The sequence below is a fragment of the Oxynema mangrovii CENA135 genome, from assembly GCF_016632315.1.
GTDB classification, from domain to species: Bacteria; Cyanobacteriota; Cyanobacteriia; order Cyanobacteriales; family Laspinemataceae; genus Oxynema; species Oxynema aestuarii.
Genome location: NZ_JAEOXH010000001.1, coordinates 1,499,286 through 1,512,315 on the forward strand (window position 1 = coordinate 1,499,286; position 13,030 = coordinate 1,512,315).

The window sequence follows — 13,030 nt, forward strand, 5'->3', positions numbered from 1 at the left end:
CAACGAGCGCGCGATCGCCTCCTGGACAAATGCGGTTATTTTCAGCAAAATTGACGAATCGATCTAACCTGTATTGTAACCAGATTCCCCGAACACAGGCCCTCGATCGCTCGACGAGAACCCGGATCGGGAGATTGCCAATCGACCATCGAATCTTGTTATTATGGCCCACAACCTATTATTTCCCGTCAAGAAATTCCGAGTCAAGCTTAAGTTTCTCTGGTGGATGTGGCTGGCCATCGGCTTAATTGTGGCCGCTCCCGCCCAAGCTTCACTGTTATTAAAAGTGGCGATCGAAGAAAATGTCGATCGCGTCAAAGTGGGTAGCTCTACACCTGCCATGGTGCGCGATAGTAACGGGCGCAACCTCGGCCAACTCGACGCCATGCGCTCTTTCTACGCCCAAAGCAACGGCGCGGGAATTAGCTTGCAACAATGGCAAGGGAACAGCATCACCATCGATCCGGAAAATGACGGCTACGTTTACATTGGCGATCGCTGGTATCGCGGTCACACCATCCTCGTCCCCACCGACGGCGGTTTGACTGCCGTCAACGCCGTAGACCTCGAAGCATACCTCTACAGTGTCGTCGGCGCCGAAATGAGTCCCAGTTGGCCCTCGGAAGCGTTAAAAGCTCAAGCCGTCGCCGCCCGTTCTTACGTCCTCTACCAGCGCCAACATCGGGGCAACGGCGTTTACGATGTCGGCGACGATACCTACTGGCAAGTTTATTCCGGTTTGGAAAAGGAAGCGACCACCACCCATAAAGCCGTCCAAGAGACCGCCGGACAAGTGCTCACCCACGACGGACAGATTATCGAAGCGGTGTTTCATTCTTCTTCAGGCGGTCATACGGAAAATGTGGAGGACGTTTGGTCTGAAACTCGTCCTTACTTGCGTGGCGTTCCCGATTTCGATGCGGGGGCGCCCGTTTACGAATGGAAGGAAAGTTTTTCGAGTAGCCAACTGAGTCGTTTAATTTCCGGCGTGGGCAATGTTTTATCTTTGAATGTGGAAGCAATGACGCCTCAAGGTCGCGTCGTGCGCATTCGGGCGATCGGCGATGCGGGAGAACGCTCCCTCGATGGGGAAGCGTTCCGCCAAGCGCTCGATCTCAGAAGTGCGCGTTTTACGGTGCTTCCGCAATATGGATCGGCAACGAGCAAAGAGAATGCCAATGCTATTCCTACCGGGTTTTTACTCGACGGTCGCGGTTTCGGTCACGGCATCGGGATGAGTCAATGGGGGGCGTATCATTTGGCTCATCAGGGCGCCAACTACCAGCAAATTTTGCTGCATTACTATCAAAATTCGAGTTTGGCGAAGATTAAAGTCGAATAATCGGGAACGGGGCGATCGCGCGGGGTCTCCACAGGAGAATCGCGCGATCGCCCCTCGTGCATTCTCAATTTTCAAGCCTTTCAAGGCTCGCCAAATCCTCTCGCAATCTCGTCATGCAAGATTTCTGCATTCAATCAATAGGGTAGGAGTTCGACCGTGCCACAGTGGGAATATCTGTTCGTCCGTTTTGACTACTTTGCAGGCGATCTCCGACCGCAAAATGCCAACGGCGAAGAAATTCGCGACGAACGCCGTCAGCATCCTTTACACGAATATGCCAATTATCTCGGCGAACAAGGTTGGGAAATGGTGAATTTCAACTTTAGTCCGGCTTACGGGTATGGGTTTTTGACATTGAAACGGATCAAGGAGAGTTGAGGGAGAAGCAGGGAAGTTCAAGTAAAATCTAAAATCCCCACTCCCTCAATCTCAAATCAATCCAGGATTTAATCGCCTTCCAAACGGCGGCGCCATTCGGCATCGAGGAGATTGGTTTGGGCGACTTCTTGTTCTACAAGATCGGTTTCCGTGGTATAGGCGAGATCTTGGCTGTCGATCGTGGTTTCGGCAGCAAATTTTTCGGCGTAGTTGAGTTTTTTGTGCAGTTCCGGACTGGCTTGATTTAAGGCGATCGCCCGCGATTGACGCTCTTGGTTGCGCCGTTCGATTTTCTCGTTGCGCCATTGAATCGAGAAATAACGAATTAAGGGGACGCCTAAAAAGGCGACGCCATACCCGAGTAAGAGCCAGTAAATGGAAGCGACAAAGGCGACCAATCCCCCTAATGCGGAGGCGATCGCGCCGTCGCGCAACAAGTAACCTAAAATTAAAGCGCCGACGATGTTAACCCCACCCAAACCACTCGCTAAAATAATTTGACCGGAACTGGCGTGGCTGAATTGCCAGCGAAATTCCTGGAGAAAATCAGAGGTCGAACGATTTTGGCTGCGACTGGCGCGAACTTGTAACTCGGGGAAGTGATAGACGATTTGACCGTCGGGGCTGACTTCGGGACGTCCGTTAAAGCGGGTCAGTACGGGAAGCATATAATCTTCGTTTTCACGATCGTAATCCGCACCGAGATCGTCGAGATAGGGGGCAATTTGTTCGGCGACGACGGCGCCGCGAGCGTTACGGATGGTAGCGGCGATTTCTTGCCAGCGTCGTTCTTCTAAATTGGCGTTAGGATTGCCATCGCCGAACAGGAAGGAAAAGACCGCTTCAAAAAAGTTCATTTCGTCGCGATCGCCACTGCTAACCCGTTGTTGGCGTCGCTGTTGGTAGCTGCCATAATTCGGATCGAAGAACCAAAATAAATCCGGTCCCCACCAAAAATGAGGCATGAAGAAGATACCGCCACCGGAGCGAGAATTACCGCTACTGCGATTGTCACCGTCGCGGTTGAGAGAGGACAAAATAATAAAAATGGTGACAAAAATCAGGACGATCGAAACAATTAAAATAATCCCGAACGAAATGCGGATCAGATAAAACAAAATCCGCCAAATTTTTTCCCACCACTGTTGAAGTTGCAAGCGGAAAAACTTTTGGCGCAGAACCGCTCGAAAATTTTGGGGAAACTGGTAAACAATATCCCCGCTTTGAGCCACCTGCAAGTGACCGCCTGCTTCTGAGGCGAGTGCGAGCAGTTCGCGTTCCGCGAGTCGCACGTCCATCCCGACGTGAGCGGCGAGATCGCCGATAGTGGTGCGGTAGTCGAGCTGTTCTACCGCTTTCATGATGGTGGGATTTGGAGCCATGTTCAGCCCTCCCTCAAAATTGGCGCTTTATTTTCCAGTATAGGAGTTTTACGTTTTTCCTTCAGGGATAGTGGGGAGGCGATCGCCCGCGATCGGGTGCAGGTTAATGCTGTTCGTCGGACCATTGAGGGGGAAAGGAAGGATCGGGGAGACCGAAGGAATCTAACCCGGAGCGATCGCCGCAAGAGGAAACGGAAATTAAATCTTCGATATTGAGCAACATCGTTTTACAAATGTCGTCTAGGGGCAAATCGTTGGGGTCGTAATTAAACGGATTTTCAATTTCGACCCCAATTTCTTCGATGCCAAATAAGGTAAAACTAATTAAGGCGACGACGGGAATAGTCCAAGCGCTGAGGTCGCCGACGAGTTGAAAGGGTAAAGCGAGACAGTAAATTAATAAAATTTGTTTTAAATGAATGGTATAAGCGACGGGGATGGGAGTTTTTAAAATGCGCTCGCAAATTCCGAGAACTTCGACCATTGTATCGAGTAATTTAAACAGGGCGGTGAGTTGATAAGTATTGACCCTGCCGAGATCGTGTTGTTTTTGCAAGTAATCCCCGATCCAAAAGGCAATTTCTAAGGGGGGATGGTTCATGACTTGCAGTTTTTCATATTGGGCGGGAGACATCAAGGCGGCCAATTCTGCGTTGACGGATTCCCGACGCAAGTGGAGTTTGACGGCGACGGCGAAGGCGACGAGCAGGCGCAAGACGGCGATTTTTTGGGTGCGATCGCCGTCGTTGGTTTCGGCGATCGCCACTAAAATTTGTCGGGAAAAGTTGCGAATGGTATTAACTAAGGTTCCCCAAGCTTTGCGACCTTCCCAAAAGCGATCGTAGGCGGTATTGGTTCTAAAAACTAATAAAAGCCCGAGGACTAAATTCGGCACGAGTCCTTCGAGAACGGGCCAAGAAACGGGAATTTCAAGAGTCGATAAAAAGGCGATCGCGGCGGCGAAAACGGCACAAAACAGAACCCGAGGCCAAATGGCAGGAATGACGGATTTTTTGAAGCCCAAGGCAATTTTAAGCCATTCGTTGTTGTTGGGTTTCATCGCACGGATAGGCGGGAAGGGGGGCGCGCCACCAGGTCAACCGTCGGAGTCGTCGATCTCGGGCATCGACCAGACTTTGATCGTTTCGTCGGGACTGCCACTGACGAGGGTTTTGCCGTCGGCGCTGACGGCGATCGCGCTCACGTATTTCCCATGTCCGCGCAAGGTGGCGGTCAGTTCCCCGGTACTTAAATTCCAAATTTTAATCGCATCCCCACTGGTGGCGAGGGCTTGACCGTCGGGGGCGATCGCCACGGACCGCACCCAACTCGCATGAGCGTTGAGCTGGTATTTGCGCTCTCCGGTTTGAACGTTCCAAATTTGAACGGTATTGTCCCCACTCCCACTGGCGAGAATCTTGCCGTCGGGGCTGTAGGCGAGGGAAAGCACTTCGTGAGAATGAGCGCTCAAGGTTCGCAAGCGCGCCCCGGTGGGAACGTGCCAGATGCGAATGTTGCGATCTTTGCTGCCACTGGCGAGGGTTTTGCCGTCGGGAGCGAAGGTCAAGGCGTTGACGCCGGAACCGACTTGAATGGTGAGGATGCGGGCGCCACTGTACAGATCCCAAATGCGAATGGTGTTGTCTTCGGAGCCACTGGCGAGCAATCTGCCGTCGGGACTGATGGCGAGGGCTTGAACGGCGCCGGAGTGGGCGGGGGCGATCGTCAGAATGCGACTGCCGCGCTCGAAATCCCACAGGCGAATCGAGCGGTCGGAACTGCCACTGGCTAAAATATTGCCGTCCGGGGTGAGGGCGAGGGCGTTGATCCAAAGTTTGTGGGCGGCGATCGTATGCAGTAGGGTTCCGGTTCGCAGATTCCAGATCCGAATGGTGCCGTAACTGCCACTGGCGAAGGTGGCGCCTTCGGGGAAGTCCGCAGCGCCTTTGAGGGGACTCATGGCGATCGTCTGCACCTGACCGACCCCGCGCAGAGTTTTCTTTAAATAAAAGCTACTGGGTAAACTGAGAACCAAGCGGATCGGACTGGCGGGTAAAAACCCGTAGCGCCAGTAACCGTAAACTTGCGACAGCCCTAACATCAAACACAGTAGGGCAATGCTCAATTGCCAACGACTTTTTGAGGCATTGGCCGATCGCGCGGTACGATACCTGTTGTTTTTGGGTAACAATAAACGGGGCGATTTGCCACCGGAGGAATTCGACCCGCGCGAATTCAAGCTGGAGTTGGAGGAGAAGGCGGTGCGCCCGCCAAACATGGTTTTCTGATTGAATTTCCCCGTATCCTCCTCCCCAGGTAAGGTCAGGTCGATCTCGGCGAGGCATTGAACGATCGCCTGTGAATTTTGCGGTCGTTTGCCCGGAAACGGCGCCATCAAGTAATCGATCACGTCGGCGAATTCTTTGGCAATTTGGGGGGCACTGTTGCGCCAGACTAATTTCCCCGTGCGCGGGTGTTCGGAAAAGGCGGTCGGCGGTTTACCCGTGAGCAAAAAAACAAAGGTGCGCCCGAGGGCGTAAAAATCCGATTGGGGAACCGCTTTGCCGTTGGCTTGTTCGGGGGGCGTGTATCCCGGCGAGACAATTCCGGTGATGTTTTGTCCCTGTCCGACTTTCGCAAAATAGGTGGCCGTCACTTCCCGGGCCGCGCCAAAGTCGATCAACACCAGTTGTCCGTTGGGTTTGACCATGATGTTGAGCGGTTTGATGTCGCGGTGAAAAAACTGCTCTTTATGGACTTGTTCGAGAATTTCCGCCAGTTGGACCATCCATTCGATCGCCTGCTTTTGGGACACCGGGCGGTTCCCGCGCTGCTTCATCCAATCGCGCAGGTTGACGCCGTGGATTTTTTCCATGACTAAGCAGTGCATGGGTTCGCTGGTTTCCGGTGGGGTGAAGGTAAAGTAGGCGTCGGCTTCTACGGCGGGAATTCCGGGATGTTTGACCCGTTTGAGAACGTCGGCTTCTTGAACGAATAACTCGACGGCTTTCTCGTTGTTTTGCAGTAAAACTTTAATAACTTTTGACGCGCCGCGATCGTCGGCTTCAAAGGTTTTGCCAAATCCTCCTCCCCCGAGGGGACGAATGAGGCGATACCGTCCTTGTAATACCAAGTCACAGCCACAGTGACGACAACTGAGTAGGTTCCCGTTGGCAGGGTCACCGGGATTGGGGCACTTTGGATTAATGCAATAACTCACGGAAGCTACACTACCCAGATTCTGACTGCACTCTCAACAACACTATAACTTGGAGCGATCGACCCCCCCCTGTAGGGTCATGCCAAGCGCGAAGCCTGTAGGCGCGACTTTTCCATGCTCGATTCCGAGTCAATTTCACTGGCCAACGGGCGGATTTGACTGGAGTGCTTTACTCGTCAGAAGCTTGGCAAGACTTCGTAATCTTTTAGAGTTCGCTCCATCGATTCTCGGAGGTTAAAGTCGATCGGTGTTTTTCCTCGTAAATTTACGGAGATGCTCGTATCGATCGCCCAGTTTTTAATAATAATTATAACGATCCGAAGCTACCCTATTCAGCCTCCGAAAACCCGCGATCGCTTCTCGATCTTTTGGGGTTTTCACGCGATCGCCCCGTTCCCCCTACGGTCGTCGCACCGGACAGGCGATCGGCGTCACGCTCTTTTGCGGACTGACGCGCGATCGCTTGCAAACACCCCAAAACCAACCATTCCCAGGCTGACTGCCAGCGATCGAGCCACCGACGCTTTTTAAGCTCGATCGGCTCGACTGCGGCGATCGAGCGCTTCGCTTGTGAGGGAACGATTACGATCCAATGGTGTTTATTTCCCTCTGTATTCATATTTTAAACCCCTTTGCCAGTCTCGATCGCCCTCGCCGTCAAATTTTCAGCGATTCCTTCAATTCATCCCTGCCTTCGCCAAACTCGGATCGTTTTATCTTCACTTCCACTTAAAAGCAATTGACTATCTTCACTAAAAATCAAATATTTCACCGAACCGGAATGACCCGTTAAGGTTTGCAACAATTTCCCGCTTTTTAAATCCCAAATTTTGATCCGGCGATCGCCTCCCCCACTCACCAGAAGTTCGCCGTCGGGACTGATGGCCACTGCGAGAACCGTTCCTAAATCGGGGTCGTCTGTCGAAAGCAGTCGTCCCGTTTTGAGATTCCAGATCCCGATCGTTTTATCCAAACTGCCACTGGCTAATCGTTCCCCGTCCGGCGCGATCGCCACCGAACGCACGTCGTTTTCATGACCCGCGAGGGTATGGCGCAACCTTAACGGACTGGCTGCATAAGCGTTGAAATCCCACACTTTAAGCGTGCCGTCGCTACTCCCACTGACGAGGGTCCTTCCATCTGCCGCGATCGCCAGCGCGTTAATCCCCTCGGAATGCGCTTCGACGGTCTGTAGGGGAGAGGTGTCGCGATCGATCGCGATCGCCTCGGTCAGCTCTTGCAGATTGCGAACTTCGAGGGTGGCGTCATTACTCCCACTGATCAACATGCGGCCATCGGGAGAGATCGCCAACGTCGTCACTGCATCTAAATGCGCCGGAATCGACCCGAGCAAATCTCCAGAGACTAAATTCCACAATTTAATCTCTTTCCACGTCCCACTGGCGAGCAGTTCGCCGTTGGGATGCATCGCTAACGAATAAATCCACAACGCCGGAATTTCAAATTGTTCCGTCGCGGTACAAGAACGATTTTCAAAACAGTTGGCCCCCAGTTGCCACGAGCGAATTGAAGCGTAATCACTCGCGAATACCCTCCGACCGTCTGGGGTTATCGCTAAATCGTTCACGGTCCAGGTCGCTCCGGTCAAGGTCGCTGCCAATCCGAACGAAACGGTCGCTACCCCAGCTTCATCCCCGAGTGTCGATGGCGAGGCGTTCGCGGAAGGGGTCGAAACGACGCGATCGGATGGTGCAGGCGATGAATTGGAACGATTCTCGGTTGGCGAGTTCGCTGTCGGCGTTGCACGAGAGGTTCGCGACTGGGAATAACGCCAAATTCCCCATATTCCTGCACCGAAAACGAGGGCGATCGCGCCAAGATAAAGGATGAATTTCTTGCTACGCTTTCGCAATTTCTTTCGCTTTGATTTAAAAAAAAGCACGATCTCAATCCCGCCATCCCGTTGACCAGTTTTCCTATTGTAGGAAGTTTTCACGGGATTGACTGGTGCGATCGCCTCAGAATCCCTCTTGTCCGGGATTCATGCTCTTTACAGCGACTTCAAACGATAATGGATTTCCCTCATTTTTGAATTGAAACTGCCGCGCTCGAACTCCGAAATCGGCGATCGCGCGATCGCCGATTTTACTCAACTGATTAAATTTTAAAAACATTCACCAGACGTTTTCAACCCTAAATTGTTCCATTTTTTTCGTGACTAACTGGCTACCTGAAATCGGATCGCTCCCGATTCCATTGGGGGGATCGCTTTTCCCGCAACGATTTCCGTGCGCTTTCCCTACAGATCTATCGTTCTACCATATTGTTTTTATCCACATTCTCAACGTAATGTAGGGATTTGATTTATCCAAAAAGTATTTTATATAACCCGCGAAGATTTTTCTCAATCCATTTCATCAGCGATCGACGATGGCTATATCCAATCGAGATCGTTAAGCCTCAGAGGGATTCTTCACAATATCTTTCATAAGCGGCTTTAACCGTTTCTTCAGGAAGCAAAATATATTCGGCGATCGTTTTAAAGCTTTTTCCAGATTCGTGCATTTTAGCAACGACTTTCTCAATGGAATCTTCTATATTTTCGCGAGCTACCTGGCGAGTTAACTCGGTTTCCATAATTACTCCCAGATTGTCGAGCGATTGAGGTCAATGATTTAATCTATTCTTCTTGTCTCTTGTTTCGATCTCCGGAAATATTGATTAAGTTGAATTTTGGCTGTAGTTGATTTCATAAATAAAATAAACTCCGTAAAAATGCGGAGTTTAAAGTTGTTATTTTGGCAGGGATCGAATTGATAATTATTTTTTAACTACGTTTTATGAAATAATTAAATTCAACTCATTTGATTGAAGAGAAAATTGATAAATTTTAGGTATGCAGATGGGATTTATACGGATTTTTTGGATCGATCGCGGCGATCGTCGATTTTCCCACCGATGGCGATCCGCAAAATTCCCTAGTGAGGAGATCGCGCTCGATGTCGCGGTTCACTTTGACTCAATAACCAAGCAATTTGGGGCGATCGCAAGGGGATGAAGCCAGTAGGAGAGCGGTTTTCAATCATTTGAGACTGCCCAAATTTTGGGGCTTCTATCCATTGCTGACTCGTGCTTGACGCGCGATCGTGGCAATCCGCTAGTGGTTCCAATCCTTAAGTTATTTAATATTTTTTAATCTTTTGGGAAGATCGGAGATTTTTTGGCCAGGTCTTATAATGCAGTCGATCTCAAAACCCCAAAATAGAAGTTTTGAAATTTTACAATTGACAATTGAGATATTTTTGTAAGTCTCTAAAGTCTTAAAAGGATTAGTTTGAAGGTTTTTTTATTTTTTGGATTAAAAAAGTTAATCAATAAAAAAACGATCTTGATTTTATTTTAAACTTATTTTTTCTGAGAAAAGGATAATCTTGTTTCACTGCATTTCCCCGATCCTCGAACTCTTCGATTTTTATGAAAACACAGTATCGACAAGGGTTAAAAAGCTAAGTTCGTCGAACGTCGTTGTCTGATTTAAGCGGATCGATGGGATGGAAGCACCTCGATAGTTAACTGGGAGCAATCTCGAACGGCGATCGTTCCCGAGTGTTGGGTTGCCACGACTATTTGCAGGTTAATTGAAATTTTTGGATTGCCTTGAGATGCGATCGACTATTTCATAAGTTTCAAGGGGGGGTCGTGCAACTATTTTGTGTTTTATCTGCATTTATTTGGCGGGATGCTCCCGAACGGCATTGGATGGGTTCGGCGAGGTGGAGCGGATGAGTAGGGGTTTTTGTCAACCTGGGGCAGATCTCCCTGTCATCTATGGCGATGGGGTTGGAATTTCCCCGTTGCTTCTTAAGTGGAGAGCATCTCGAGGTCTGGACGAGTTGAGGTGGATTGAGGGGGAGTTTGAGGAATACAACGAGGGGCGATCGGCCTGAAAGTCCCTTGTAATAAGCTTTTCAAGTCTGATTAACGGCTTGCGATCGTCCCTGCTGCCCGAGGGCGATCGGGCAATTATTACAATTCGTTAAGGATTGACCCCCTCTTCGAGAGGCGATCGGGGCGTTTTTGGGGGATTTTGGTAAGCAAATCTACTCAATTTTGGGCAGAAATAAAAATTCTTAACAACTTGTAATAAATAATGCCTCAACTGCGGTGTATAAAAAGAACCTGGAGGGCGAAAAGGACAGAGCAAAGTTAACCCAGACACTGAATTAACAACGTTTTCAGGTTTCTCATCCAGGTGTAAAATTTTCTAAGATTTCTCGAAGGCGGCTTTTAAGGCTCCTGAGCGCTTGAAAGAATCGGACTTCGAGAGTCGGTTAACCCAGCATCCAGCATGATGACTGGTATCTGTCCTCAAAACCCGACAAGCTGGCAAGCTGGAACTGGCTCAGCTAAAATTCCTTGAAACGAAAACAAACCCAAACAAGTTAGGAGATTTAAGTACATGCTAGACGCATTTGCCAAGGTGGTTTCCCAAGCCGACGCACGCGGCGAATTCCTCACCGACGCTCAGTTTGACGCTCTGGCCAACATGGTCAAAGACGGCAACAAGCGTTTGGATACCGTCAACCGCATCACCAGCAACGCTTCGACGATCGTTGCCGAAGCCGCTCGCTCTTTGTTTGCCGAGCAGCCCCAACTCATCCAACCTGGTGGTAACGCTTACACCAACCGCCGCATGGCTGCTTGCTTGCGCGACATGGAAATCATCTTGCGTTACGTCACCTACGCGACGATCGCAGGTGATGCCAGCGTCCTCGACGATCGCTGCTTGAACGGTCTGCGTGAAACCTACCAAGCCCTGGGTGTCCCCGGTGGTTCCGTTGCCGTCGGCGTTCAAAAAATGAAAGAAGCTGCCGTCCGCATCGCCAACGATCCCGCAGGAATCACTCCTGGCGACTGCAGCGCCCTGATGTCTGAAGTGGCGGGCTACTTCGATCGCGCCGCCGCCGCCGTTGGCTAAACAGCCATATAAGGCGTGAAGTCTGAGACCCCTTTAGTTTCGGACGATCGGACTTCATTGATTCATTCTTCATAACCGACGACTCTATAAACATTGCACAACCATAGGGAGATACCTCAACAATGAAAACCCCAATTACCGAAGCGATCTCTACTGCCGACGCCCAAGGCCGTTTCCTGAGCAACACCGAACTGCAAGCCGTTGACGGTCGCTTCAAGCGCGCTGCTGCCAGCATGGAAGCCGCTCGTGCCTTGACCAGCAACTCCCAACGCTTGGTTGACGGCGCCGCTCAAGCGGTTTACAACAAATTCCCCTACACCACCAGTATGCAAGGGGCCAACTACGCTTCCACCGAAACCGGGAAAGCGAAATGCTCTCGTGACATCGGCTACTACCTGCGCATGGTGACCTACTGCTTGGTTGCGGGTGGCACCGGACCGATGGACGAATACTTGATCGCGGGTCTCGATGAAATCAACAGCACCTTCGATCTGTCTCCGAGCTGGTACGTTGAAGCCCTCAAGTACATCAAAAACAACCACGGCTTGAGCGGTCAAGCGGCTGTCGAAGCGAACGCCTACATCGACTACGCCATCAACGCCCTGAGCTAGTCTTGCTTGGAAACTCGTCAGTCTATCCACTCGGATAGACCGTAAGGGATGTCCGGGTAGGTATGCAGGTTGCTAGTAACAGGCTAGTTGCTGTTTACCTCTCCGGACATCTTTAGCATTTTGGGGATTTAACAAAGATTTGCCTCATCACGTTTTAGATTTTGGATGAGTTCGAGTGGGAATGGACTCGATCAATTGAAACAGCGAGAGGCCAATCGACGATCCCCTTTCAATCTCAAATCGAGAGACTCTAAACAAAACTACTTCTTGGGAGATCGATCAGATGGCTATTACAACAGCAGCAGCCCGTTTGGGGACTTCGGCGTTTTTAGATGCGGCTCCGGTCGAATTGCGTCCGAATTGGAGCGAACAAGACGCGATCGCCGTCATTCGCGCCGTGTACCGCCAGGTGCTCGGGAATGACTACGTGATGTCTTCGGAACGGCTCACCAGTGCCGAATCCCTGCTGAAAAATGGCAGCATCACCGTGCGCGATTTCGTGCGTTGCGTTGCCAAATCCGAGCTTTACAAAACCAAGTTTCTCTACAACAATTTCCAGACCCGGGTGATCGAGCTTAACTTCAAGCACCTCTTGGGTCGCGCTCCTTATGATGAATCTGAAGTCATCGAGCATTTAGATCTTTACGAAACCCAAGGATTTGATGCAGAAATCGATTCCTACATCGATTCTCGGGAGTATCAAGATAACTTCGGAGACTATATCGTCCCCTACTATCGCGGTTTCAACAACCAACCGGGTCAGAAAACCGTCGGTTTCAACCGGATGTTCCGCCTGTATCGCGGTTACGCCAACAGCGATCGCGCTCAGGTGGAAGGCAACAACTCGCGCTTGGCTCGCGAATTGGCTCAAAATACGGCGTCCACGATTGTCGGACCGTCCGGCGGTAGCTCCGGCTGGTCTTACCGCAGTGCAGCCGATGCGACCCCGAACACTTGCCTCGGCGGTGCGTTTGTCGGTTTTGGCAAACAAGGCGGAGTCTATCGGATCGAAGTGACGGGAATCCGTCAAACCGGAGTACGCCGTAGCAGCAACAGCTACATCGTCCCTTATGAGAAGCTGTCCTCGCAAATTCAGCAGATTCTCAAAAAAGGTGGCAAGATTGCCAGCATTACTCCGGCTTAGTCAAGGTCTCAATT

General features: G+C 50.8%; 12 protein-coding genes. 5 read left to right on the plus strand and 7 right to left on the minus strand.

Translation table 11 applies throughout. The annotated features are described in order from the left end of the window. Positions 1-163: 163 nt before the first annotated feature. Together JJD41_RS05855 and JJD41_RS05860 are read left to right on the plus strand one after the other, a co-directional pair. The gene (locus tag JJD41_RS05855; RefSeq protein ID WP_200665123.1) at positions 164-1,342 is read left to right on the plus strand and encodes a SpoIID/LytB domain-containing protein; all 1,179 of its coding nucleotides are present in this window, start codon (positions 164-166) and stop codon (positions 1,340-1,342) included. A gap of 156 nt (positions 1,343-1,498) precedes the next feature. Beyond that, on the plus strand, positions 1,499-1,720 hold the full coding sequence (locus tag JJD41_RS05860) for a hypothetical protein (RefSeq protein WP_200665124.1): 222 nt from the start codon (positions 1,499-1,501) through the stop codon (positions 1,718-1,720). A gap of 68 nt (positions 1,721-1,788) precedes the next feature. Here JJD41_RS05860 and JJD41_RS05865 read toward each other — a convergent pair whose 3' ends face one another. The 7 genes from JJD41_RS05865 to JJD41_RS05895 form a co-directional block, all read right to left on the minus strand. Beyond that, a complete protein-coding gene (locus tag JJD41_RS05865; RefSeq protein WP_200665125.1) occupies positions 1,789-3,102 on the minus strand; it encodes a hypothetical protein in 1,314 nt (437 codons plus the stop codon). 103 nt (positions 3,103-3,205) lie between these two features. Continuing rightward, positions 3,206-4,162 (minus strand): bestrophin family protein, encoded by a 957-nt coding sequence (locus JJD41_RS05870; RefSeq protein ID WP_200665126.1) that lies wholly within the window; start codon positions 4,160-4,162, stop codon positions 3,206-3,208. A gap of 36 nt (positions 4,163-4,198) precedes the next feature. Beyond that, positions 4,199-6,322, minus strand: coding sequence for a protein kinase domain-containing protein (locus JJD41_RS05875; protein ID WP_200665127.1), 2,124 nt, complete (start codon positions 6,320-6,322; stop codon positions 4,199-4,201). A gap of 328 nt (positions 6,323-6,650) precedes the next feature. After that, positions 6,651-6,941, minus strand: coding sequence for a hypothetical protein (locus tag JJD41_RS05880; protein WP_200665128.1), 291 nt, complete (start codon positions 6,939-6,941; stop codon positions 6,651-6,653). A gap of 63 nt (positions 6,942-7,004) precedes the next feature. After that, positions 7,005-8,195 (minus strand): WD40 repeat domain-containing protein, encoded by a 1,191-nt coding sequence (locus tag JJD41_RS05885; protein WP_200665129.1) that lies wholly within the window; start codon positions 8,193-8,195, stop codon positions 7,005-7,007. Between the two features lie 106 nt (positions 8,196-8,301). Continuing rightward, a complete protein-coding gene (locus JJD41_RS05890) occupies positions 8,302-8,457 on the minus strand; it encodes a hypothetical protein (RefSeq protein WP_200665130.1) in 156 nt (51 codons plus the stop codon). Positions 8,458-8,743: 286 nt separating this feature from the next. Continuing rightward, the gene (locus JJD41_RS05895; RefSeq protein ID WP_200665131.1) at positions 8,744-8,920 is read right to left on the minus strand and encodes a hypothetical protein; all 177 of its coding nucleotides are present in this window, start codon (positions 8,918-8,920) and stop codon (positions 8,744-8,746) included. A gap of 1,822 nt (positions 8,921-10,742) precedes the next feature. On the opposite strand from JJD41_RS05895, the gene JJD41_RS05900 reads away from it, so the two are divergent. From JJD41_RS05900 to JJD41_RS05910, 3 genes are all read left to right on the plus strand, one after another. After that, entirely contained in the window at positions 10,743-11,261 is a 519-nt protein-coding gene (locus JJD41_RS05900; RefSeq protein ID WP_168569209.1) for a phycocyanin subunit beta, read from the plus strand. A 122-nt stretch (positions 11,262-11,383) separates the two neighbouring features. Further along, positions 11,384-11,872, plus strand: coding sequence for a phycocyanin subunit alpha (cpcA, locus tag JJD41_RS05905; RefSeq protein WP_200665132.1), 489 nt, complete (start codon positions 11,384-11,386; stop codon positions 11,870-11,872). 283 nt (positions 11,873-12,155) lie between these two features. Next, positions 12,156-13,016: a phycobilisome linker polypeptide gene (locus tag JJD41_RS05910; RefSeq protein ID WP_200665133.1), complete on the plus strand. Its 861-nt coding sequence runs from the start codon at positions 12,156-12,158 to the stop codon at positions 13,014-13,016. The last annotated feature ends 14 nt before the right edge of the window (positions 13,017-13,030 follow it).